This is a genomic window from Streptomyces sp. NPDC020917 (genome assembly GCF_044333795.1).
Lineage (GTDB): Bacteria > Actinomycetota > Actinomycetes > Streptomycetales > Streptomycetaceae > Actinacidiphila.
In genome coordinates this window covers 80,778-103,591 of the sequence record NZ_JBIRRR010000025.1, presented here as the reverse complement: position 1 = coordinate 103,591, position 22,814 = coordinate 80,778, and the positions used below count along the sequence as shown (strand labels likewise).

General features: G+C 74.6%; 24 protein-coding genes. 13 read left to right on the top strand and 11 right to left on the bottom strand.

From position 1 onward, the window contains the following. Window positions 1-66 precede the first annotated feature (66 nt). The 3 genes from ACH4TG_RS36165 (at window position 67) to ACH4TG_RS36155 (ending at window position 2,734) form a co-directional block, all read left to right on the top strand. Window positions 67-1,074, top strand: coding sequence for a zinc-binding dehydrogenase (locus tag ACH4TG_RS36165; protein WP_398246913.1), 1,008 nt, complete (start codon window positions 67-69; stop codon window positions 1,072-1,074). 131 nt (window positions 1,075-1,205) lie between these two features. Next, entirely contained in the window at window positions 1,206-1,661 is a 456-nt protein-coding gene (locus ACH4TG_RS36160; RefSeq protein ID WP_398246912.1) for a tellurite resistance TerB family protein, read from the top strand. Between the two features lie 41 nt (window positions 1,662-1,702). Further along, entirely contained in the window at window positions 1,703-2,734 is a 1,032-nt protein-coding gene (locus ACH4TG_RS36155; RefSeq protein WP_398246911.1) for a LuxR C-terminal-related transcriptional regulator, read from the top strand. A gap of 503 nt (window positions 2,735-3,237) precedes the next feature. On the opposite strand, the gene ACH4TG_RS36150 is transcribed toward ACH4TG_RS36155, so the two are convergent. Next, on the bottom strand, window positions 3,238-3,804 hold the full coding sequence (locus ACH4TG_RS36150) for a GNAT family N-acetyltransferase (protein WP_398246910.1): 567 nt from the start codon (window positions 3,802-3,804) through the stop codon (window positions 3,238-3,240). An 841-nt stretch (window positions 3,805-4,645) separates the two neighbouring features. Here ACH4TG_RS36150 and ACH4TG_RS36145 point away from each other — a divergent pair. Further along, a complete protein-coding gene (locus tag ACH4TG_RS36145) occupies window positions 4,646-4,864 on the top strand; it encodes a hypothetical protein (protein ID WP_398246909.1) in 219 nt (72 codons plus the stop codon). 412 nt (window positions 4,865-5,276) lie between these two features. Here ACH4TG_RS36145 and ACH4TG_RS36140 read toward each other — a convergent pair whose 3' ends face one another. Next, window positions 5,277-5,858: a hypothetical protein gene (locus ACH4TG_RS36140; protein WP_398246908.1), complete on the bottom strand. Its 582-nt coding sequence runs from the start codon at window positions 5,856-5,858 to the stop codon at window positions 5,277-5,279. Between the two features lie 366 nt (window positions 5,859-6,224). Between ACH4TG_RS36140 and ACH4TG_RS36135 the strand changes: the two genes are divergently transcribed. Further along, a complete protein-coding gene (locus ACH4TG_RS36135) occupies window positions 6,225-6,725 on the top strand; it encodes a Dps family protein (protein ID WP_398246907.1) in 501 nt (166 codons plus the stop codon). Between the two features lie 12 nt (window positions 6,726-6,737). Here ACH4TG_RS36135 and ACH4TG_RS36130 read toward each other — a convergent pair whose 3' ends face one another. Continuing rightward, a complete protein-coding gene (locus ACH4TG_RS36130) occupies window positions 6,738-7,376 on the bottom strand; it encodes a TetR/AcrR family transcriptional regulator (protein ID WP_398246906.1) in 639 nt (212 codons plus the stop codon). A 249-nt stretch (window positions 7,377-7,625) separates the two neighbouring features. Between ACH4TG_RS36130 and ACH4TG_RS36125 the strand changes: the two genes are divergently transcribed. Next, window positions 7,626-8,033: a hypothetical protein gene (locus ACH4TG_RS36125; protein WP_398246905.1), complete on the top strand. Its 408-nt coding sequence runs from the start codon at window positions 7,626-7,628 to the stop codon at window positions 8,031-8,033. Between the two features lie 25 nt (window positions 8,034-8,058). On the opposite strand, the gene ACH4TG_RS36120 is transcribed toward ACH4TG_RS36125, so the two are convergent. Both ACH4TG_RS36120 and ACH4TG_RS36115 read right to left on the bottom strand, forming a co-directional pair. Continuing rightward, complete coding sequence (locus ACH4TG_RS36120) at window positions 8,059-8,217, bottom strand: hypothetical protein (protein WP_398246904.1); 159 nt, start codon at window positions 8,215-8,217, stop codon at window positions 8,059-8,061. Window positions 8,218-8,259: 42 nt separating this feature from the next. Next, window positions 8,260-8,631 (bottom strand): hypothetical protein, encoded by a 372-nt coding sequence (locus ACH4TG_RS36115; RefSeq protein ID WP_398246903.1) that lies wholly within the window; start codon window positions 8,629-8,631, stop codon window positions 8,260-8,262. Between the two features lie 481 nt (window positions 8,632-9,112). Between ACH4TG_RS36115 and ACH4TG_RS36110 the strand changes: the two genes are divergently transcribed. The 3 genes from ACH4TG_RS36110 (at window position 9,113) to ACH4TG_RS36100 (ending at window position 11,607) form a co-directional block, all read left to right on the top strand. Then, a complete protein-coding gene (locus ACH4TG_RS36110) occupies window positions 9,113-9,940 on the top strand; it encodes a DedA family protein (protein WP_398246902.1) in 828 nt (275 codons plus the stop codon). Between the two features lie 236 nt (window positions 9,941-10,176). Next, complete coding sequence (locus ACH4TG_RS36105) at window positions 10,177-10,713, top strand: hypothetical protein (RefSeq protein ID WP_398246901.1); 537 nt, start codon at window positions 10,177-10,179, stop codon at window positions 10,711-10,713. 243 nt (window positions 10,714-10,956) lie between these two features. Further along, a complete protein-coding gene (locus tag ACH4TG_RS36100) occupies window positions 10,957-11,607 on the top strand; it encodes a phosphatase PAP2 family protein (protein ID WP_398246900.1) in 651 nt (216 codons plus the stop codon). A 36-nt stretch (window positions 11,608-11,643) separates the two neighbouring features. Here ACH4TG_RS36100 and ACH4TG_RS36095 read toward each other — a convergent pair whose 3' ends face one another. The 5 genes from ACH4TG_RS36095 to ACH4TG_RS36075 all read right to left on the bottom strand — a co-directional run bounded on the left by ACH4TG_RS36095 (window position 11,644) and on the right by ACH4TG_RS36075 (window position 15,944). Further along, window positions 11,644-12,330, bottom strand: a complete 687-nt coding sequence (locus ACH4TG_RS36095; RefSeq protein ID WP_398246899.1) for a hypothetical protein — start codon at window positions 12,328-12,330, stop codon at window positions 11,644-11,646. Between the two features lie 259 nt (window positions 12,331-12,589). Beyond that, complete coding sequence (locus ACH4TG_RS36090) at window positions 12,590-13,531, bottom strand: M56 family metallopeptidase (protein WP_398246898.1); 942 nt, start codon at window positions 13,529-13,531, stop codon at window positions 12,590-12,592. 3 nt (window positions 13,532-13,534) lie between these two features. Continuing rightward, complete coding sequence (locus ACH4TG_RS36085; RefSeq protein WP_398246897.1) at window positions 13,535-13,981, bottom strand: BlaI/MecI/CopY family transcriptional regulator; 447 nt, start codon at window positions 13,979-13,981, stop codon at window positions 13,535-13,537. A 222-nt stretch (window positions 13,982-14,203) separates the two neighbouring features. Continuing rightward, a complete protein-coding gene (locus ACH4TG_RS36080; protein ID WP_398246896.1) occupies window positions 14,204-14,815 on the bottom strand; it encodes a hypothetical protein in 612 nt (203 codons plus the stop codon). A gap of 283 nt (window positions 14,816-15,098) precedes the next feature. Further along, window positions 15,099-15,944, bottom strand: a complete 846-nt coding sequence (locus tag ACH4TG_RS36075) for a universal stress protein (RefSeq protein WP_398246895.1) — start codon at window positions 15,942-15,944, stop codon at window positions 15,099-15,101. A 267-nt stretch (window positions 15,945-16,211) separates the two neighbouring features. Between ACH4TG_RS36075 and ACH4TG_RS36070 the strand changes: the two genes are divergently transcribed. Beyond that, on the top strand, window positions 16,212-16,913 hold the full coding sequence (locus ACH4TG_RS36070) for an FAD-dependent oxidoreductase (RefSeq protein WP_398246894.1): 702 nt from the start codon (window positions 16,212-16,214) through the stop codon (window positions 16,911-16,913). A gap of 146 nt (window positions 16,914-17,059) precedes the next feature. Further along, on the top strand, window positions 17,060-17,755 hold the full coding sequence (locus tag ACH4TG_RS36065) for a response regulator (protein WP_398246893.1): 696 nt from the start codon (window positions 17,060-17,062) through the stop codon (window positions 17,753-17,755). A gap of 105 nt (window positions 17,756-17,860) precedes the next feature. On the opposite strand, the gene ACH4TG_RS36060 is transcribed toward ACH4TG_RS36065, so the two are convergent. Continuing rightward, complete coding sequence (locus ACH4TG_RS36060; protein WP_398246892.1) at window positions 17,861-19,585, bottom strand: GAF domain-containing protein; 1,725 nt, start codon at window positions 19,583-19,585, stop codon at window positions 17,861-17,863. A 330-nt stretch (window positions 19,586-19,915) separates the two neighbouring features. Here ACH4TG_RS36060 and ACH4TG_RS36055 point away from each other — a divergent pair, with 330 nt between their 5' ends. Beyond that, window positions 19,916-21,550, top strand: coding sequence for an MFS transporter (locus ACH4TG_RS36055; protein ID WP_398246891.1), 1,635 nt, complete (start codon window positions 19,916-19,918; stop codon window positions 21,548-21,550). A 210-nt stretch (window positions 21,551-21,760) separates the two neighbouring features. Further along, window positions 21,761-22,804, top strand: coding sequence for a cation diffusion facilitator family transporter (locus ACH4TG_RS36050; RefSeq protein ID WP_398246890.1), 1,044 nt, complete (start codon window positions 21,761-21,763; stop codon window positions 22,802-22,804). Window positions 22,805-22,814: the final 10 nt, after the last annotated feature.

The window sequence follows — 22,814 nt, the reverse complement described above, 5'->3', positions numbered from 1 at the left end:
TGGCTGGCGTGGTCCGTGCCGGTGCCCCGCGGGGGAGCCGGCCTCCTGACGCGAAGGGACCCGCCCATGCACGCCGTCCGCCTGCACGCCTTAGGCCCGCCGGAGAACCTGCGCTACGAAGAGGCCCCCGACCCGGAGCCCGGCCCCGGCCAGGTCCGGATCGCCGCGGCCGCCTGCGGGGTGCACCTGATCGACACCGTCCTGCGCTCCGGCACCGGCACCGGGCCGATCCCGCCGCCCGACCTGCCGACCGTGCCGGGCCGCGAGGTGGCCGGCACCGTCGACGCGCTCGGGCCCGGCACCGACCCGTTCTGGCTGGGCCGCCGGGTCGTCGCCCACCTGGGAACGGTGCCCGGCGGCTACGCGGAGCTGGCCGTCACCGAGGCGGCCCGCCTGCACGAACTCCCCGGCGGACTGGGCTTCCCCGAGGCCGTGGCGATGATCGGCACCGGGCGCACCACCATGGCGCTGCTGCGGATGGCAGCGCTGCGCGCGCAGGACACGGTGGTCGTGCTGGCCGCCGCGGGCGGCATCGGCACCCTGGCCGTCCAGCACGCCCGGCAGCTCGGCGCGACCGTCGTCGGAGCGGCCGGCGGCCCGGCCAAGGCGGCCCGCGTGCGGGCGCTGGACCCGGACCCGCGGCTGCACGCCGTGGACTACGCGCGGCCCGGCTGGGCGGACGAGGTCAGGGCGGCCCTGGGCGCGGAGCGTCCGGCGACCGTCGTCCTGGACGGTGTGGGCGGGGAGCTGGCCCGTACCGCCGTCGGTCTGCTGGCGCCCGGCGGCCGGCATCTGGTCTACGGATGGGCGTCGGGAACGGGCGGCCGGGGCGTGTTCGCTGAGGGCGAACTCGAGGCACTGGGGGTCGAATCGGCGACCCTGGTGGGTCCCGCGATGCAGAAGTACACCGGAACGCCGGAGGGGTTGCGGGAACTGGAGGCGGAGTCGCTGGCGGCCGCGGCCTCGGGCCGGCTGGTGCCGGCCGTGCAGACCTTCCCGCTCGCGCAGGCCGCCGCCGCGCACCGGGCGCTGGAGTCCCGCGGGACCACGGGCAAGGTCGTCCTGGTCCCCTGATCGGGGGACCGCGGGGCGCGGACGTGGCGGCTTGGGAACTTCTTTACGCTCTCCGGGAGTTGTTCTGAACGCCACACACGACCGTACGAAACCGTACAAACCGAACACGAAACCGCGTAGGAGAGACCGCCATGGCCCTGTGGGACCGCTTCAAGGAATCCGCCCAGACCATGCAGACCCAGCTCACGGCCAAGAAGAACGACCTGAAGAGCGGCGCGTTCCGGGACGCCAGCATGGCGATGTGCGCCCTGGTCGCCGCGGCGGACGGCACCGTCGACCCCTCCGAGCGGCAGCGCGTCGCGGCGCTCATCGGCAGCAACGACGTGCTGCAGAACTTCCCCGCGCTGGACCTCCAGCGCCGCTTCGACGACTACCTCGGCAAGCTCACCGCCGACTTCGACTTCGGCAAGGTGGCGATCCTGCAGGAGATCGCCAAGGTGCAGAAGAAGCCCACCGAGGCGCGTGCGGTCATCCAGATCGGTATCGTCATCGGCGGCGCGGACGGCGTCTTCGACAAGAGCGAGCAGGCCGTGGTCCGCGAGGCGTGCTTCGCGGTGGGTCTCAACCCCGCGGAGTTCGACCTGTGAGTCGGTGAGTGGGGCTGTCGCTGGATTCGGAGGGCCGTCTGATGCCGGGCGACGAGGACGTAGCGCTTGCGATCTACCAGGCGCTCCGGGCACAGGGCGGCATCTCCTCCGACGAGGAGCTCCGCAAGGCCGCGGGGGTGGACGCGGACCAGGCCGGGCGCGGGCGCAAGCGCCTGAACGAACTGGGCCTGGTCCAGGTCGTCGACGGGGTGCTGGAGGCGGTGGAGCCGGACACCGCGCTGGTGCGCACCATGGACGCCTACCACGCCAACGCGGCCGAACAGGTCCGCAACGCGACAGCCCTCCAGCACCTCACCCACTCCCTGATGACGCTGTACCGGCCGGCGGCCACCCGGGACCCCTCGCAGGTCGAGGTCGAGTACATCGTCGACCGGCGGCGCAAGGACCGCACGCTGGTCGCGTTGGAGACCACCAGCCAGCACTCCGTCGACGCGATGCACCCCGGGCCCATGCCGTCGGCGCAGGTCCTGGAGACGTCCCTGGAACGGGACGTGGACACCATGCGGCGCGGCGCGCACCTGCGGGCGATGTACCCGCTGGTGCTGCTGCAGAGCCCCCGCTACTCCGGCTACCTCCAGGAACTCCACGAGGCGGGCGTGGAGGTGCGGCTGCTCGACCACGCCCCGCTGGACATGATCATCCACGACCGGGCCGCGGTCTGCCTGCCCGCCGACCCCGACGACCCGGGCGTGGCCATGCTCGTGGTCCGAGGGGCGGCCCTGATCCGCGCGTACAGCGCCTTCTACGACGACTTCTGGCTGCGGGCCGTCCCCTATCCCATGGCGGAGCCACCGGGCTCCGGGGCGGCCGGACTGACATTGCAGGAGCGGGCGGTGATCCGCCTGATGGCCGGCGGCCTGAGCGACGACCAGATCGCCCGCAAGATGGGCGTCCACCGCCGCACCGTGCAGCGCGCGGTGGCCAAGCTGATGGAGCGGCTCAACGCATCCAGCAGATTCGAGGCCGGCCTCAAACTCGGCCAGGACCCCGAACTGGTCAAGGCGCTGCGCCCCACCCCGTCCGGTGGGCCGTCCGTTCCCGCCCCCCCATAGGTCCGGGAACGAACGGCACCGTGCGATGGGGGTCGACGGGCCTGGCCGGCCCCCACCAAGTCGGACAGCGCCCCCCCCCGGGGAAAAACCGGGCGAGCGTGCCGGTTTGTGCGCCGCCGTCCGACCGCCTGGCCGCGGCGACTCGGGGGAGCCGCGTCCAGGTGGCACCTTCGGTGCTGCGGCACGCTCGGTCGGCGTGGAGTAACGCCTGGAGGGCCGCCCTTGATTGGTACCCGAAGGCACCCGTCCGTGCCTAGCCGGTTACCGGGGGCCCGGTGGCTCGCGCGCGCGGTGAAAGCGTTTCCTACCTGCGTGTTCACCCGCGAGGAGTGACACGTGTCCAAAAAGGGACACGTACCAATCTGGACAGGCTTCAGGCCGTGCGGCGGCCGGTGCCGGCCCGGCCCGCCTCACGGGGCGTCACGGAAAGCGGTTGAGCCGGAGGCGGTCTCCGGCGGCTCCACCGGTCCCCGCGCGACCTCGCCGGCCGGTCCTCGCCCCGGTCAGTCGCCCTGCGCGGTGCCCCGCGCGGCACGCCACTCGGGGGCCAGCACCGACCACACCTCGGTGTCCTGGCGGACGCCGCGGTAGGGGTGGTTGGCGCGCAGCACGCCGTCGCGGCTCATCCCCAGGCGCTTGGCCACGTTGATGCTCGGGGTGTTCTCGGAGGACACCTGCCACTCCACGCGGTGAATGCCGCGCTCCTCGATCGCCCAGTCGATGAGCAGGCGCACCGCGCGGGTCACCAGGCCGCGGCCCACGGCCGAGGGTTCCAGCCAGCAGCCCGCCTCGCAGGTGCCGGCCGCCGCGTCGAACACGCGGAACAGGACGCCGCCGACGAGGACGCCGTCGAGGCGGATCCCGTAGAGGCGGCCGGTGTCGGAGGCGGCTTTGTCGGCGTACGACTGCAGCCAGGCGCGTGCCGCGGGCAGGTCGGGGGTGGCGTCGGGCAGCCCGACGTGCCGGCCGATGTAGTCGCGGCCGCGGTCCATGTGGGCGAGGAATTCCTCGGCGTGCCAGGGTTCGAGTGGTTCGAGCGTTGCGCTGTCGCCGAGGGGGGTGGCGAACATCCTCGCTTCTCCTTTGTTCGCGGTGGCCTGGTGCTGCCAGTTCCTGGATCTTCGCACCCCGGGCCCTCCCTGAGCGGTACCGGCCCGCGCCCCCAGCGGCTCCCGGGCTGCCCCCGGATGTGCGCTGCCGCCTGCCGCGCCGTCGTGGCTTGTCGCGCAGTTCCCCGCGCCCCCAGCGGCTCCCGGGCTGCCCCCGGATGTGCGCTGCCGCCTGCCGCGCCGTCGTGGCTTGTCGCGCAGTTCCCCGCGCCCCTGGCGGTGCACGTTCGGTGGGTGGGGTCGGGGCCGCCACGGGAGTATCTCCTCGGAACTGTGCGTGCGGGTTCTTCCATCGGCTTGCCCGGGTGGATGCACAGTTCCTGCGGGGACACTCCCGCACCGTCCCCTCCCGGCCCGGCCCCCGTCTGCGGGAAGAAATTGGGCCGGGCTCCCCTGCCCATCGGGCGCACCCCAAGGGGCGCGGGGAACTGCGCGCCCAGCCACCCACGCACCGTGCACCCGGCAACCCACCCCCGGAGGCAGCCCGGATTCCCGCCCCGGAGGGGCGATGCTCCAGGAGCGCGGGGAACTCCGCGCCCAGCCACGATGCATGTCGCAGACGGCAGCGGCGCCCAGGGGGCACCCCGGTTACCGAAGGGGCGCGGGGAACTGCGCGCTCAACCACAACCGGTCCGCACCCGGCAACGCACCCCGGGGGGCAGAGTGCGGGCCGGTGCATACTCGGGGGGTGGGTGGAGCCGTGAGGACAAGGCCGTGGGGGCCAGGGGAACGGACCGGGGGTCCGGCCGACGAGGTGTTCGCCCGGGTGCGGCACGCAGTGCCCAGGGTGCTCATCGAGCGGATGACCGTCACACGCCCCGGTGACGACGACAACGTGTACTTCCTGGGCGACGCGTCAGTGCCGGATCGCGTCCAGCTCGATACGTGGCCGGACGGTCAACCACCGTTCGTGGTCGAGGCCGACGCCCGGGTGGAGACCTCCGACGTCGCCGAGGCGGTCGCGATCGCCGTCGCATGGCTGGGGCCGGGTGACGTCGAGCAGCCCCTTGCCCCCGGCTAGAAGGGGACCTCCGGGGAAGGGGTGACGCAGTCGGTGCCCGGGGGCGGGGGGGCGAGCCCATGCCCGCACGGGAAGCGGCATCGCCAGGCCCCACACGGCCAGTTGACCGCAGGTAACCGCCGGGTCCCGGCCGGATACCCCAGCACCCAAGAGAGAGGCACACCCGCCCCGACTCCCCCGCTTCGCGCAGCGGTTCCCTCCGACTGTCAGAAGGGGGAACTAGGTTCGGAGGTGCGCGGCCAGTTCCGAGGTATCCAACTCCGTAGAGCGGCGGCATCCCCGGCTTTGCCAGGGGGCGGCCCGGGTTCGGCCCGGGACCCAACCGGCGGCCGGGCTCAGCTGATGGGCCCAGGCGTAACCTGCCCGCACCGGCCGCGCACCCCCTCGGCACCCCCTCGTCCCAACGGCCGCGTCAGGCCAGCTCGCGGACGACCGGGCCCAGCCAGCGGTGGTACGCCGCGATGTCGTCACGCAGGGCGCGGCTGACCGCGACATGCTGCGACGAAACCCGCCAGCCGGCCGCGCCGGCGACCGGCAGCTCCGTCACCTCGAGCTCGAACGGGTGAGCCTTGCGCCCGAGTTGGGTCTCGATGGCGCGGATGAGGTCGCCCTCGCGGCCCCGGTCGCGGCCGAGCGACGCGGCCTCGTCGTGCTTGCGCACGCCGGCCCACCGCACCGCGTCGTACCGGCACACGCGGAACAGCTCCTCCAACTCGCGGCCGTCGCCGAACCGGGCGTCGGGAAGGAAGAACCCGCGGTCCGCCGTCCCCTGCCGGGCGAGTTCCTGGCTCCACCAGCGGGCCCACTGCGCGGAGACCTCCGCGGTGGCCATGACGGCGAGGGACGCCCGCAGCTCCACGGCGGGCTCGGCTGGGGGCACGTCCACGGTCGCCCGCGGGTGGAGTCCGGCCGCGTCGCGGACGAACAGCCCGATCAGCAGGTGCTGCGGCGCGCTGATCCGCACCATCCAGCTCGACGCCCAGCTACCCCGCATACCGCCCATTCTGCGCCCGCCGCCACTGAACAGCCAGGAGGCGTAGGTCAGTTGACGCCACAAGCGGCGGGGGGACGCCCGCACCCAGGGCGCGTACCGGGCAGACCCCGGGGCGGAGTGGCCGATCATCGCTTCACCGGTCGTTCGCCCATCTCCCCCAGCGGCGATCTCGTATGTCTCGCCAAGATAACGGGTCCATACCGAGCGCTCCGCAGGAGAACCGAGCGCCGAAGGGCGGTCACGCGCCTGGCCCCGGCCGTCCGCCAAGCGGATCAAGCGCGGTGGCGGGGCGGTCGGACGTCGCGGAGGCTGGGGCGCATACCGCTCGCGACATCCCGTTCCGCCGCTTCACCGAGGAGTCACGCCATGCCCGCTTCTCCCGGGGGTTCCCGACGCGCCGAGTCCGACGTCCCCGGGTTCACCGCCTCGCCGCAGTTCGCACAAGCCCTGCAGCAGATCCTGGTGGACCTCGTCGAGCTGCACCTGCAGGGCAAGCAGGCGCACTGGAACGTGGTGGGCCACAACTTCCGCGACCTCCACCTGCAACTCGACGAGATCGTCGACGAGGCCCGGGAGGCCGCCGACACCATCGCCGAGCGCATGCGCGCCCTGGAGGCGTGGCCCGACGGCCGCACGGACACCGTCATGTCCAGCACCACCCTGCCGGCGTTCCCTGAGGGGGCGGTGAGCGTGAGCACCGTCGTCGACCTCGTCGCCAACCGGCTGCGCGCCACCGCCGCCACGCTGCGCACCCACCACGACCAGGTGGACGCCGAGGACCCCTCCACCGCCGACCTGCTCCACGCGATCATCGACTCGCTGGAGAAGTACGCCTGGATGGTCGGCGCGGAGAACCGCTCCGCCTGACGGAGCCGCTCCTCAGGGGGCGGCGTGGTGCGGCGGCGGCGCGTGGCGCGGGCGGGCCGGCCGGCGGGCCGGCGGGGTCGCGGACGACCGGAGCCCGGTGAGGGTGAGGCCGACCAGGCGCAGGACCGCCGCCTCCGAGGGCAGCGCGGCGGCCGCGTCGAGGGCGTGCAGGCAGTAGGCCGCGAGCTCGCCCGGCGCGGTGTCGTCGCGCACCGCGCCCGCCGCCGCGGCGTCGGCCAGCACGTCGCGGAACAGGTCGAGGAGCCGCCGCCGGGCCTGCGCGGCCGGCTCGCCCCGGTGGACGAGGGCGGCGATCTCGGCGTCGTGGCCCGCTCGGTGGTGGGCAATGAAGGCGTACGCGGTGAGGACGGCCGCCAACTGCTCGGCCGGCAGCCCGCCTTCCTCGCGCAGCGCCGTCAACTCGCCCAGGTGCGCCTCGACGTGGCCTTCGTGCCAGGCGATCAGGATGGCGTCGACGTCCGGGAAGTACTTGTAGAGCGTGGCCCGTCCGATGCCGGCCTTCTCGGCGATCTGCGCCATCTTCACCGAGGCGAGGCCGCGTTCGGCCACGAGGTCCGCCGTGGCGGTCAGGATCGCCTCGCGCACCGCGGCCCGGTGCGCGTCCACCGTCTCGTTCCACAGCTTCGGCACGCTTCGAGTCTACGGGATGCCCGGATCATGACACTACGCATTGACAGCGACACTCTGTCTCGTAAAACTCGGTGCCGTCGGCTGGACACGACGACCTGAGGACGGGCTGCCATGTACGCCACCCCCACCGTGCGGGCCGCTGCGGCGCTCCAAGCCGGCGCCGAACGGCTCGGCGGCCTCGTCCCGCGGCGGGGAAAAGGGACCGGGGTGCGGGACGGGGGGCGCCGCCCGGCTGGAAGGATGCCTGCCATGCTTCTGGAGCCCGAGAACACCCTGTTCGTCCGCGGCACGCTGCCGGCGCTTCTGCTGGCCGGGGCGCCGATCCACGACGCGCTGCCCCAACTGGCCGTGGCCGAGGGGCCGATACCCGCCTGCGAGGGGTGGACCCTCATCCCCCAGCTCACCATGTGCGTGGTGGACGGCCCCGGGGAGCACGGCCTCCTCGTCGCCGCCTTCGTCGCCCCCGTGGCGGACGGCCCTGACGCGCGCACCGCCCCCCAGCCCGGCGCCGCCGGCATGTCCGGCTGGTGCGAGGACGCGGAACGGGCCGGCGGCGCCGTCGTCCTCTCCCTCGCCCACCTCCCCGCCACCCCCGACTGGCCCGCCCTCCTCCCCACGGGCTCGCCCCGCGGCGGCTTCGTCCCCACCCCCACCTGACCCGCAGGCGCCGCCCGGAGAGCCGTCAGAGGGCCGGCCCCGACGGCGCGCCCCCGGCTCCCGGGTGCAGCACGAACTGGTGCAGCACGAACTCGGCGATCCCCCGCACCCGCTCCCGGGACCACACCTTGCCGCGGAACACGTCCCGCTGAACCGCCGTCTCCCCCGCCAGGAACCGCCGCACGGGCCACCACCTCCGCCTCGATACCGCCCGAGGCACAGCAGTTCACCCCACCATGCGCACATAGGCACGCTGGATCTCGGCCATGTACGGGCCGAGGGGGAACCTGACCTCCTCGACGACTCCGGAGTCGCGCCCCGGGTACATCAGCTCCGACCAGACGACCGTGCCGCCGCGCAGCCCTATCCGCAGGGCCAGTTCGTCGACGCCGGCTTCGACGCCCGGCGGAGCCGCCACGCTCACCCACCGCGCGACATCCGCCGGATACAACGGCCCGCCCGGACGCAGAAGCCGCGCGGGCTCGAACCCCACAACCCTGCTGTCGCTGCGGGCGATCACGTCGAGACCGTCGACGAACAGGTACGTGTGCGGGCCCGTGCACGCGGGCGCCCCGCCGCAACTCCCGACCAGCAGCATGCTGTCCGCCCCACGCCCTGGCCCACTCCCGACCCGCGCCCCCGGCGCCGCCCGCCTCGGGGACCTACGCGCCATCCGCCCCGGTAATCGTCATACCCACACCCTATGCGGCCCCTCTACGAGCCAATCCGCCGCAACCACCCCTACTCCAGGAGGCGTTCCACCTCGTCCGGGAACAGGGGGCCACGCCGAGGCACTCGTTCGTCCCCTGGACCTCCCGGATGACCTCCACTTTCCAGACCAGGCCGTCCGGAACCGGACCCGCCGGATACGGCTGTCCCGCCTCCGGCCGCCCCGCATTCCGCCGGGTTGCGGCCGGTCCGGGGGCGGGATGGCTTGATCGGGGCGGCGGCGTCGGGGGGAAGTACTACATGATGTAGAAATTGGGGGGAGGTCGGTTGGCGGGAAGGCCCGGCGGAGGGCGGACGGCGAGGGTCCGGCGCGTCCGGGCGTGCACCGGGGAATCTACTACAGGAAGTAGATGCGACGGCGGGCGCAGGAGCACCCGCAGGGGGAGGGCGCGGCGATGGCACCAGGTGGTTCCCTGACCGTTGCGGCCGGCGCGCTGGATCCGCAGGCCATGCTGGCCCGATTCGGCGCCTGGGCGGTGCTGGCCGTGGTCTTCGCCGAGACCGGGATCCCGGGACTGGGCGTGTTCCTGCCCGGGGACACCCTGCTCCTGCCCGCCGGGCTCGCGTGCTCCGCCAGCACGCCGCACCCCGCCCGGCTGCCGCTGCTCCTGGTGCTGGCCTGCGCGGGCGCCGGCTCGCTCGCGGGCGCGCAGACCGGCTTCTGGCTGGGCCGCCGCGGCCGCGACTCCCTGCGGCTCGCCAGGTCGGGCACCCGCGGCAGGGCCCGCATGGCGCGGGCCGAGGCGCTGTTCGCCCGGTACGGGCCGCGGCGCGCGCTGGTCCTGGGGAGGTTCGTCCCGGTCGTGCGCACCCTCGTCCACCCGGCGGCCGGGCTCCTGGGCATGCCCACGGCCACCTTCACCCTGTGGCAGGTCGTGGCCGGGCTCGCCTGGTCGCAGTCGCTGGTGCTGGCCGGATACGCCCTCGGCGAGACCGGGCGGCGCGGATCGGCGTACCTGACGCCGGCCATCGCCGCGGTCGTCGCCATCGGGCTCCTGCCGGCCGTCACCCAGTGGCTGCGCGGCCGCCGGGCCGACCGCCGGGCGGAACGGGCGGCACAGGCGGCACAGGTGGCACAGGCCGACGGTCACCCCGCCGTACCGGATCTCGCGCCGCCGCCCGCGGCGGACCCGGACTCCCCGCCCCAGCCGGGCCCCGGACAGGCGACGCGCCGGTGATCCGTGCATCGTCGTTCCCGGCGGAGGAGTGCGCCTCCGGCCCGGAGGAGCATGGCGGCGGAGCGGGGGAGCCCGGCGCCGAGCGTGAGGGCCCCGCCACGGAGGCGGAGAGCCGCACAACCGAGGCGGATCCGGGCACCTCCCCCGCGGGGACACGCGCCACCCCCGCCGCACCAAGTCCCGCCCCCACGGACGCACTTGCGGCCTGCCCCGACGCCGACTCCGCCCGCCTTCCGGTGCCCGGCACGGCGGGCCGGATCCGCCGCGGCATCGTGATCACCCTCCTCGTGCTGATCCCCGCGGGATACCTCGTGATCTCCGCCGGCCAGAGCCACAACGAGGCGGCCGCCCGCGAACTCAGCGCCGAGCAGGCCGGGTTGGTCAACGGGCTCCCCTCCCCCGTACAGCTGGCCGTCTACCGGGTCCCGGTCCCGGAACAGGCAGGCGGCGTCGCGTTCTTCGAGGCCAACTCGTGGTCCACGGACACGCTGTACGTGCAGTTCACGACCACGCAGGCCGGGCTCGCCGGCTTCCTGGGCCAACTCGGGGCCGGCCCGGACGACTTGCGGGCCGGCCTGCGCGCCGTGACCGTCCCCGCCGCGCAGGCCGCCCAGGTCCCCTGGGCGTTCCCCGACGACCACCGCTGGGCGGGCCTCACGCTGACGTCCCGGGAACCGCACCCACCGCACCCCGCGTACGCGATCACCGTGGACCTCGACGACCCGGCCAGTCCCGCGGTGTTCGTCACCTCGACGGTCCGGTTCGCCCGCTGACCGTAGTGACCAGGAGGCCCCCGGCGGGTCTCCGAGGGGGCCGCCGGCACAGAGTTCTACAACATGTAGTAAATTAACCGGGCAGTCACCTTCACATCACTGCGATGCCATCGGCACGCCTTCGTACGAGGGGGCGGAGGGGGCACACCGCGCTGCCTCGGACTCACGCCGTACGCGCCGTACCCGGCGTGCGCGACGGCTCGACGTGCCCAACGACGTGCTCACACGGAAGGACGTCTCGCTATGACCGCGGCCGCCACCGCGCAGCTGGCCTTCGACGGATCCGGGATCGACGGCTCGCTCTTCACCTCAGTCACCGACTTCGCCCGCGACACCAAGTGGCTCAACACGCCCATGGAGGTGTGGACCAACCTGGGGCTCGGCGTCTTCGCGGTGCTCATGGTCATGGGCTGGTGGACCGCGCGCCGCCGCGACGCCCGGACGATGACCGTCGCGCTGGCCGCACCGGTCGCCGTCCTGACGGCGTTCGCCGTCGCCGAGGTGGTCAAGAAGATCGTGGGCGAGGTGCGGCCCTGCCGTTCGATGCCGCACGCCTACCTGGTCGACACGTGCCCGGCGCCGTCCGACTACGCCTTCCCCAGCGGGCACAGCACGGTGGCCGCCGCAGCGGTGGCCGCGCTGTTCCTGCTGGACCGCCGGCTGTGCGCCATCGCCGCGGTGTTCGCCCTCATCGAGGGCTTCAGCCGGGTCTACGTCGGGGCCCACTACCCGCACGACGTCCTCGGTTCCGCGATCCTCGCGCTGCCCGTGGCCTACCTCACCACCCTGGCGCTCCGCCGCTGGGCCACGCCGCTCGTGGCGAACCTGAGCCGGGGCGCGCTGCGCCCGCTGCTGACCGCGGAACCCGCCGCCGTCACGCCGACCGCAAGCTGAGGGACCGCTCCTGGGCGGCCTCCGCGCCGGTCGCCCTCAGCGCGGGACCGCACCCTCCCGGTCCGCCTCCGCCCGGTGCGCCGCCTCCTCCTGATCCCTCTCCGCCCGGTAGGCGCGCAGGGTCAGCGAGGAGGGCGGCCAGGGCTGGGGGACGGGGCGCAGCCGCCGCCAGTCGTACGGGGGATGCCCCAGCTTCGGGCGGTGCCGGTCGTAGAGGTTGATCAGCGCCCAGCCGCCGACGCACACCACGATGCCGACCCGGCCGGCGACGTCGCCCGGGCCCGACCCGGGAGCCAGCAGGCCGCCGAGCCCGGCCGTCCACAGCCCGTACCCGAGCAGGGGATAGACCACCAGCTGGTGCCAGACCTTCGTCGGCGCGAACGCCTGCTCGCGCGTGAAGAACCCGGCGCGCAGCTCGCCCCGCCACTGCACGAGGCCGAAGCACAGCCATGCCGCTGCGGACGCCAGCGCCCACCACGGTCCGGCCGCCCCCGCCGGCGTGCCCGCGCCGATCCGCCACACACCCAGCCCGACCGCCACGGCCAGCAGCGGATCGCCCAGCAGCACCGCGACGAACCCCGTACGCACGCCCATCAGCCGCCGCTCCAGCAGCAGGGCCAGCAGCCACAGCGCGCCGGGCGTGACGGCGAACGCCGCGCCCGCGGCGACCCAGGGACCGTGCCGCAGCGGCACGCCCAGCCAGGGAACAAAGCCTCCGCTCACATGGAAGACGATCCCCGGGCGGGCCCGCGCTCATGCCGGGCCGGCCCACGGTTCACGCACGGGGCGCAGCCGTACGCGGTGCGGACCGCCCCCCGGGCGACGTACCTCGCTGCGGCGGGCTGCCGGGCCGCCGGGCAGCCGTCACCGAGACGACGGCCGGGGGCCGTGGCCACAACCACAGCCGCAGCCCGCACCCGCACCCGCACCCGCACCCGCACCCGCGAACCGTCGCCCAGGGGCGCCTAGGACACCGGCGCCGTCACCCCGCCCGCAGCTGCGCGGCGGTCGCCCGGTGGGCGTGCATGGCGGCCTCGAACAGGCGCTCCGTGTCGTGTGCCGTCAGGGCGAGGCTGGCGCAGCAGGCCGCCATGAGGAGGGCGAAGGCCACGGCAGAACCGTTGCGGCGCGGCGTCGGCGGTGCCAGCAGGGCCCGTACCCGCTGCGGCACCGGGCCGCCCGTCGCGGCCAGGGCCGCCGCCTTCCCGGCACGACCCGACGCCAGGGCGGCCCGCGCTATCGCCCGGGCCACCAGGGGCCGGTCGGCCACGACGGCGCCGGCGTCCTCGTCCGCCCACCGTTCGACGGCGAAGGAACCCGCCCGCTCCAGCGGCCGCAGCAGCGGCTGGAGGACCGCCGCGAGGTGCAGGGCCAGCGAGAAGAGGTGGTGCCGGTGCCGCAGGTGCGCCCGTTCGTGCGCGAGCAGCGCCCCGCGTTCGCGGGCGTCCAGGACGCGCAGCATCCCGGAGGAGACCACCACGCGCCCGGGCAGGCCGAGCACGGCGAACGCCGCGGGGACGGGATCGTCCACGACGGACAGGTCACCGCCGGCGGCCAGGTGCCGGCACTCCCGCCAGGCTCCGACCATGGCCCGCCCCCGGCGCCAGGACGCCACCGTCGCCATGACCAGCACGACCAGCACCACGCCCGCGCACACCGCGGCGAACTCGCGGTCCACCGGGTCCTCCGCCGCCAGCACGCTCACCGACCACGGACCCTGCGCCGCCACCAGCGGCACCTGCCCCACCGCCGTGAACGCCAGGATCGCCAGCTCGGTCACCCAGGTGCCCGCCGCCACGACGGCGGCGCACGTCATCGCCCACGCGCCCGCACGCGGCGGCATCCTGCGCCCCACCCGCGGGGCGACGACCGCGAGCACCGCGCTCACCAGCAGCGGCAGATACATCTGCACCGGCCAGAACACGGGTCACCCCAGGTGGGGCCGGGCGGGCCGGTCGGGCCAGGCCGGCGCCCCGGGCAGTCCCGGCCGGACGGGCAGCTCGGCGTGCAGGAGGTGCTCCAGCAGCTCCTCGTCCTCAGCCGAGAGGTCCGACACGAAGCGGGCCAGCACGGCCGCGCGGTCGCCGCCCTCGTCCAGCAGCGAGTGCATCCCCGCGGCGACGACGCCCGCCTGGTCGTCCACGGGCGCGTACACGTGGCTGCGGCCCTCGCGCCGCCGGGTCACCAGGCCCTTGTCGCACAGCCGCGTCAGAATCGTCAGCACAGTCGTGTACGCGGTGCCGGGGACGCTCTCCTGGACCACGGCCGCCGTCACCGGCCCGTCCGCCGCCCACAGCGCGGCCAGCACCTCTCCTTCGAGCTCCCCCCGGGCCCGCCGCCGGGCCTCCCCCCGGCCGCCCTCCAGCGCCACCACCCGGCACCTCCTCTTTCCCTCAGCCGTACGGCGTCGTCTTCCCGCTCAAGCTACTACGACTCGTAGAAACCAACCACGGTGGATGCGGGCGCCGGGGAAGGGGACGGGGAGACGCGCCCGGGGCCGCCGGGCGGGAACGCGACAGGGGCACCGCCGGTCGCGGCGGTGCCCCTGGGATGACGGGCTGTGTCGGGCGGGCGTCGGGCCGGGGGCCCTATCCGGCTAGAGGAGCCAGCGGTTGCGGCGGACGAAGGGGATCCGGGCCCAGATCCGGCCCAGGCCCCAGGTGTTGCCCGCGTAGGCGGCGGCCATCAGGACCATCACCGCGGCGTAGAGGACGTGGTAGTCCATGAAGGGGTTGCTGGACATGGTCGGCGCGCCGGTCGACAGGTGCTGGGCGGGCGGCCACTCGGCGGCCCACATCATGGCCATCAAGGCGGTTCCGGCCACGGCGGTGAGGCGCAGCGCGACGCCGCTCGCCAGGGCCAGCCCGATGCCGAGCAGGCCGAGCATGAACAGCGCGTCGGCCCAGCCCTTGCCGGCGATGTCGTGGAAGAACGACTGGAGCGGGCCGGCCTGGACGCCGGACAGGAACCCCTTGGTGGGCGAGCCGCCGTCGATCCAGCCCTTGCCGGAGCCGGTGGCGTAGTGCCAGCCGAAGGTCTTGTCGAGGAAGGCCCACAGGAAGACGAATCCGGTCGCCACGCGCACCACGGCCGCGGCCTTCGCGGCGATCGGGGTCATGACGGCGCCGTGCCGGGGCGCGGTGTCCGCGGCCTCGACGGCCGGCACCTGCATGCTGGAGGTGAGACGGGGCTCCTCGCGAACGGCCATGACGGCCTCCTTCGTCGTGAACGGTGCTGGTCGTTTGGTGACGGCATCACTGTCCTGCGCGGGGCCGGGCCGTCGCTGGGGGCCGAGGTCCCGCCGCGCTGGGCCGAACGTCCCTGTGTGCGAGGCCGGTTGGGGCCGGGAGCGGACAGCACGAAGGCCCGCCGGCGGTACCGGCGGGCCTGAACGGCTGGGCAGGCGAGGCGGGTTGGGTGCCATGACCCCGAAGCGGGCGGGCTCCGGCTCCCCTTGTCCCGCCCACGGGCCCCGGACGTATGCGGTCCGGTCATGCGCCGGGCACCGGCACCACGACCACCGGGCACAGGGACTGACGCAGCAGCACATCGGTCACCGGGCCGAGTTGGCGGCCTTTCCAGGGGTGGCCGCCGCGGTGCGCCGCGACCACGATCAGGCCGGCGTTCCCGGTCGCCGTGATCAGGCCGCCGCACGGCCGTATGCGTGCGGCCGCCGCCCCCGTCCCGGGGCCACGGCGGACGGCACGCGGCGGCGCGGGCCGGTCCGCCACCGCGGGCGAGGAGGCACCCGGCCGCTCGGCCGCGTCGGCAGGCGGCGGCCCGGGCAGGTTGCCGGCGGCTTCCGGGGCCGGCGGCCGGTAGGTCCACGTCTGGACGATGTTCAGCGGCGCCTGCCACAACTGCGCCTCCTCGAAGGCGAACAGCACCGCCTCGGCGTCGTCGTCGCTTTCGAGGCCCATCAGGACCCGGCGCGGGCCGGCCGCCCGCGCGCTGAGGCCGCCGCGGCCGCGCACGACGAGCAACGGCCCCTGCGTGCGCGCCGCCAGCCGCCGGCCGACCGAGTGCGGCGGCAGCCCCGGAAGGCCGGTGCGGCCTCGGGAACCCACCACGGTGAGGGCGCAGGACCGGCTGCGCCGCGCCAGCACCCCGGCCGGATCGCCGGCCTGCGCGCAGGCGGTGACCGGCAGCCCCGGCAGCCGCCGGGCCACCCGGGCGCGGGCCGCCCGCAGCACGGGCCCCGCCTCGTCGGCGTCCCGCACGCAGTACACGATCTCCAGCCGTGCCCCGCGGACTTGTGCCTCGGCGGCTGCCGCGTCCAGAGCGCGGAAGGCGCCCACCGAGCCGTCCATCCCGACCGTGACCAGTGGTGCGTTCATGCCCGTTCCCCTCCGCGTCCCGTGCGTTCTCACCCTGTGGTGTCTCGATGCTCGGGAATCGCCGCCGTCCCCGACAGAGCCGTTGGACGGACCCGTGCAGGTCCGACTCGCCCTCGTGGCAGGGCCGTTCGGCACTCCGCGCGGGCACCGCGCCGGAGGCAGCGTGGTGGTGCGGCGGCGCCCCGGCAGCACGGGCCGCAGGCGCCGCGGCAACAGGTGCGGGGGACAGGCCCGTTGCACCGGCAGGACTGGACGGAGGGCGAGGTCATGAGCGCACACATCGTGGTGCTGGGCTGCGGCCGCAGCGGCAGGCAGACGGCCAACCGGCTGCGCCGCCACTGCGCCCCCGGCACCCGCATCACCGTCGTCGACCGGCGGGACACCCGCGACCCCGAGGCCGAACTCCTCGCCGAGATCGGGCTGTACGGGCCCCACGCGCTCAACGCGCCGGACGACCTCCGGCTGTTCGACGGCATCGAGTTCCGGCACGTCGAGGCGGCGTCGGTGGAACTGGGCCGCCACGAGGTGTGCCTCATGGACGGCACCACCGTCCCGTACGACGCCCTCGTGGTGGCCACCGGCAGGCACCGCCCGGCGGACCGCGGGCCGGAGGCGGAGGGCCGGGGCGCGTCCTGCGTGGCCCGCTCGGCCGGCCTCGGCGACCGTGACGCCCTGGTGCGCGTCGACGCCGCCACGGGCCGGTCGAGGACCGAACGCGACGTGTACGCCGTGGGCGGCGCGGCGAGCGGCCCCGCCGCGTCCGGCCCCTCGCTCCAGGCGCGGATCGAGCGGACGGCCCAGCACCTGAGCCGGCTCACGTGCCCGTCGGCGCCCGGTCCCACGGACCCGGTTCCTCATCCGGCCGCCGGCGCACCGGCCCGGCCCCCCGGCGACGCAGCGACGCTCCGGCTCACCAACTCAGCCGATCCACAACGGCGGAGGCCGACCAGTTCACCGGAGTCGCCGTGAACGGAGGGGAGTTCCGCCTCTGGCCCCGGGCCGGGGGCGATCGGGTCCGTTCGGCCCTATGAGCACGGCGCGCGGCGAGCGATGATCGAGGCCGAGGCCGGCACCGGGCGGGCCGGCGCACCCGACGGCGAAGGTCCTTCCCCCTCATGACCGAGACACGGCAGTTCTCAGCGCAGTCCCCGATCCGGGTCTTCCTGCTGGACGACCACGAGGTCGTCCGCCGCGGAGTCCTCGACCTGCTCGACGCCGAACCCGACATCGAGGTCGTCGGCGAGGCGGGCACCGCCGACCAGGCGGTGGCCCGGGGCCCGGCGCTGCGCCCGGACGTCGCCGTGCTGGACGTGCGGCTGCCGGACGGCGACGGCATCACCGTCTGCCGCGAACTGCGGTCCGCGATGCCCGGGTTGGCGTGCCTGATGCTGACGTCGTTCGACGACGACGACGCGCTGCTGGACGCGATCATGGCGGGCGCGGCCGGCTACGTCCTCAAGCAGATCAAGGGCTCCGACCTGGTCTCCGCGGTGCGCACCGTCGCGTCCGGCCAGTCGATGCTCGACCCGGCCACCACCGCGCGGCTGATGAGCAGCCTGCGCGCCGAGACTCCGGCCGCCGACCCGGGCCAGGAGGCACTGGCGGGCCTGTCCCCGCGCGAGCGGGAGATCCTCGGGCTGATCGGCGAGGGGCTGACGAACCGCCAGATCGGCGAGCAGCTGTATCTGTCGGAGAAGACGGTCAAGAACAACGTCTCGCGGCTGCTGGCCAAACTCGGCGTCGAGCGCCGGGTCCAGGCCGCGGTCATCGCCACCCAGGGCAGCCCGGGGAGCGAACAGGCCCGGCGCTGAGGGCCGTTCGGTCCCCGGCCGCCGGCCATCCGAGCCGCACCTCGCCAGCGCGACGCCGCCCGCGTGACGCCCGGGCCGAGCCGCCTCCCCCCGGGGAAGGCCCCGTCAGCCTCTCGTGCCGAGCGGCACCGTCCACAGCAGGCGGGTGCCGCCGTGCGGCCCGGGGCCGGCGTCCAGGCGGCCGCCGAGCCGCTCCGCGCGGGTGGCGAGGTTGCGCAGGCCGCTGCGGCGGCCGTCCTGCGGCAGCCCGACGCCGTTGTCGGTGACGGTCACCGTGAGCGTGCCGCGGGCGACGACGAAGGTGACGTCGGCGGCCGTGGCCCGGGCATGCCGGGCGACGTTCGACAGGGCCTCGCTGAGCACCGCGACCGCGTCCTCGGCGACGGCCGCCGGCACGTCGGTGTCGAGCAGCCCCTCCATGGCCAGGGAGGGGGTGAACCCGAGGTTCCCCGCGGCCCGTTCCACGCCCGCGGCGGCCCGGGCGCGCAGGCCCTGCGGCCGGCGCTCGGCCTCCGCGGTCCTCAGCCCGAAGATCGTGGACCGGATGATCTTGATGGTCTCGTCGAGGTCGTCGACGGCCCGCAGCAGCCGCTCGCTCGCCTGCGGGTGGTCGACGAACCGCAGGGTGCTCTGCAAGGTCATGCCGGTGGCGAACAGCCGCTGGATGGCGAGGTCGTGCAGGTCCCTGGCGATGCGGTCGCGGTCCTCCAGCAGGGCGATCTGCTCGGCGGCCCGCCGCCGCTCGGCCAGTTCCAGGGCGAGCGCGGCCTGGCCGGCGAACGCCAGGAGCGGGCTCGTCTCGTCGTCCGTGAACGGCGCTCCCCGCTCTCTGCGGGCCAGCAGCAGCGCCCCGGGCGTTCCGCCGTCGGTGACCATCGGCACGGCCACGGCCGGCCCGAGGCCGCCGAACCGGGGCGGTCCCGCGGTCACCCGGGCGTCCTTCTGCACCTCGGCGGTGGTGATCGACTCGCCCGCGGTCACGGCCGCGCCCATGAAGCTGCCGTCGCGGGGCAGGACCAGCCCGCGGTGGTCGTCCGCGTCCGTCCCCGTCGCGATCATCACCCGCAGATCCGTGCTGTTCTCGACCTGCAGCGCGACGGCCGCGAGATCCGCGCCGACGATGGACCGCGCGTGCCGGACGATGCCCTCCAGCACCTCGAGCTCGCCGGCGCCGGACAGCAGGGCGGCGACGATCTCCGCGTTGGCCTCCATCCAGCGCTGCCGTTCGCGGGCCGCCCGGTACAGGCGGGCGTTCTCGATCGCCACGCCGGCGGCCACGGCCAGGGTCTGCAGGACCGTCTCGTCCTCGCCGTCGAACTCGCCGCCACCGCGCTTCTGCGTCAGGTAGAGGTTGCCGAACACCTCTTCCCGCACACGTATGGGGACGCCGAGGAAAGTGTGCATCGGCGGGTGGTCGGGCGGGAAGCCGTACGACGCGGGGTGGCCGGAGATCTCGCTCAGCCGCAGCGGCTCGGGGTGGCGGATCAGCTCGCCGAGGATGCCGTGGCCGGACGGCGGCGCGCCGATCACCGCGGCCTGCTCCTCGGAGACGCCCACCGTCAGGAACTCCGACAGCCGCGATCCCTCCACCACGCCCAGGGCGCCGTACTCGGCGTCGACGAGGACCACGGCGGCCTCCACGATCCGGCGCAGCACATGCGGCAGATCCAGTTCCCGCCCGATGGACAGCACCGCCTCCAGGAGGCTGTGCACCCGGTCCTGCGTGCCGCGCGCCGCGTCGATCCGCACCTGCAACTCGTCGAGCAGCTGGTCCAGTTGCAGCCGTGGAAGCTGCGCACCGTCCCTGCCGGCCCCCGGCTCGTCGTTCACCCGTTCCTCCCCTCGCGCCGCCCCCGGACGGAACGCGCCAAGCTCAGCACACCCGCCCGTCCATGCGGAAGACCGCGCGCGGCGTTCGCGGGATGAGCCAGCCGCATATGCGCCGGGGCCGGCGCGTGGCGTGTGCCGGGCGGAGGCCCGCTGCCCGCCCCCGCCACCTGCCCCCACCCGCCACCCGGACGGACGGTCCCGGCTGCCCTTCCCGCCCGTCCGGGCCCTCAATAGGGGGTAACCGCTGCTCGGAGCCCGGAGCGGTCGCGAGCGGTCGCGCGGGGGCCGGCGCCCGCGGCCCGCGCCGGGGGAACCGGGGAAAGGGGCCTGATGAGCGCGAGCGATCACGGCGACGCCCGGGAAGCCTCCCGGGCGGGGCACTGGCGGGCGCTCGTCGTGCTGGGCACCGCCCAGTTCCTGATGGTGCTCGACACCTCGGTGATGAACGTGTCGATCAGCCAGCTGGTGAAGGACTTCGACACCGAGGTCACCGCGATCCAGGCCGTCATCACCCTCTACACGCTGGTGATGGCCGCCTTCATGATCACCGGCGGGAAGCTGGGCGACATGATCGGCCGCCGCCGCGTCTTCGCCCTGGGCCTGGTCGTCTACGGCACCGGGTCGCTGATCACCTCGGTCGCCCCCACCCTGGCGGTGCTGGCGGTGGGCTGGTCCGTCATCGAAGGGCTCGGCGCCGCGCTGGTCCTGCCCGCGCTCGCCGCGCTGGTCGCCGGCACCTACCGGGGACGCGACCGCGCCGTGGCCTACGGCGTCGTCGGCGGCCTGGCGGGCGCGGGCATCGCCGTCGGGCCGCTGCTCGGCGGGTGGGTGACCACCTATCTGACCTGGCGCCTGGTGTTCGCCGGCGAGGTCGTGATCGTCGTGGCGATGCTCGCGGTGCTGCGCTGGATCCCGCAGGACCCGCCGCGCACCGGCCCGCGCCCCCGCCTGGACGCCGTCGGCGCGCTGCTGTCCGTCGCCGGCCTGGCGCTGGTGGTCCTCGGCGTGCTGCAGAGCAGCTCGTGGGGCTGGCTGCGGCCCCGCAACCCGCCGTTCACGATCCTCGGCTTCTCCCCCACCGTCTTCGTGATCGCCGCGGGCTGCGTGCTGCTGTTCGTGTTCCGGGCGTGGGAACGGCACGAGGAGGAGCGCGGCGCGATCCCCCTGGTGCGGTTCGCCGTCCTGCGCGTTCCGCCCCTGCGGTCGGGCCTGGCCATGCTGCTCGCCCAGAACCTGATCCTGCTCGGCCTGTTCTTCACCATCCCCCTGTACCTGCAGATCGTGCAGGGCTTCGACGCCTTCCAGACCGGGCTGAGGCTGCTGCCGGTGTCCGCCACGATGCTGGTGTCCGCGATGAGCGGCCCGCTCCTGGGCCGCTACGCCACGCCGCGCACGGTCGTACGGATCGCTCTGCTCGTGCTGCTGATCGCGATCGTGTGGCTGCTGGGCACGGTCCAACCGCACATCGACGACGTGTCCTTCGGCTTCGCGATGGCCTTCCTCGGCCTGGGCATGGGGCTGCTCGCCTCGCAACTGGGCAACGTCGTGCAGTCCAGCGTCGAGGAGAGCGCGCGCAGCGAGGTCGGCGGCCTCCAGTACACCGCCCAGAACCTGGGATCCTCGCTGGGCACCGCGCTGATCGGCTCCATCCTGATCGGTGCCCTGGCAGCGGCGTTCACCACACAGATCGAGAACGACCCGGCCATCTCGGCGGCCACCCGGCAGCAGGCCGGGATCACCCTGGAGGCCGGGATCAGCTTCGTCAGCGCCGACCAGGTGCGGGCCGGCGCCGAGAAGGCCGGGCTGCCGGCCGCGGAGACCGACGCCGTCGTCCACGCCTACTCCCAGGCCCAGCTCAACGCCCTGAAAGCCGCGATCCTGGCGACCGGCGTGATCACCCTCGCGGGCTTCGCGTTCACCCGCCACCTGCCCACCGAACGGCTCGCCGCGAAGGAACCGGGCTGACGGGGCGCCGGCACGAGGACCGGCGGCGGCCGGCCCGAGGCCGTCGTGGCCGTGGCCGTGGCCGTGGCCGTGGCCGTGGTCGTGGCCGTGGCCGTGGCCGTGGCCGTGGTCGTGGTCGTGGTAATCGATGTCGTTGCAGCCTTTGACCTGTGACGACGCCAGCGATTGACTCGTCGGTGAGACCATCGATTCCCGGCATCAGGAGGTCCTGTGGCCCACGACCACGCAGCCGGCGGGCACGGCGGGCACGAGGGCCACAGCCACGCGCTCGCGGCCGACGCCGACCGGCGGTGGCTGACCGGGGCGCTGGGGCTGATCGTCGCCTTCATGGCGGCGGAGGTCGTCATCGGCGTGCTGGCGCACTCGCTGGCGCTGCTGTCGGACGCGGCGCACATGCTCACGGACGCCGGTGCGATCGTGCTGGCCCTGGTGGCGATGCGGCTGGCGGCGCGGCCGGCCCGCGGCGACTACACCTTCGGCCTCAAGCGGGCGGAGATCCTGTCCGCCCAGGCGAACGGCATCACCCTGCTCGTGCTGTCGGTGTGGCTGACCTACGAGGCGGTGCGGCGGCTGATCTCGCCCCCGCCGGTGGCCGGGGGCCTGGTGCTGGCCACCGCGCTGGTCGGCGTGGCCGTCAACATCACCGCGGCCTGGTTCCTCTCCAGGGCCAACAGGACCTCGCTGAACGTCGAGGGGGCCTTCCAGCACATCCTGACCGACCTGTTCGGGTTCGTCGCCACCGCCGTCGCGGGCGCGGTGGTGCTCGCCACCGGGTTCACCCGCGCCGACGCGCTCGCCTCGCTGGTCGTCGTCGTGCTCATGCTCAGGGCCGGGATCGGCCTGGTCCGCGCATCGGGGCGGATCTTCCTGGAGGCGGCCCCCGCGGGGCTGGACCCGGACGTGGTCGGTGACGCGATGGCCGCCGCCGACCAGGTGGTGGAGGTACACGATCTGCACATCTGGCTGATCACCTCCGGCCAGTCGGCGCTGTCCGCGCACGTGCTCGTCCAGCCGGGCGGCGACTGCCACGCCGTACGCCGGAATCTGCAGGGCTGGCTCCGGGAGACGCACGGCATCACCCACGCCACGCTCCAGGTCGACCACCTCGGCGAGGAGCAGGACGACGGCTGCGGGAGCCTGCTGCAGATCACCGGCCCCGAAGGCGACGGGCAGGAAGGCCGGGGCCACGACGAGCCCGAGCACGGCGAGGACATCCACGGCCCCGTCCACCGCCCCGGCCCGCACAGCCACTGACCCGGGTGCG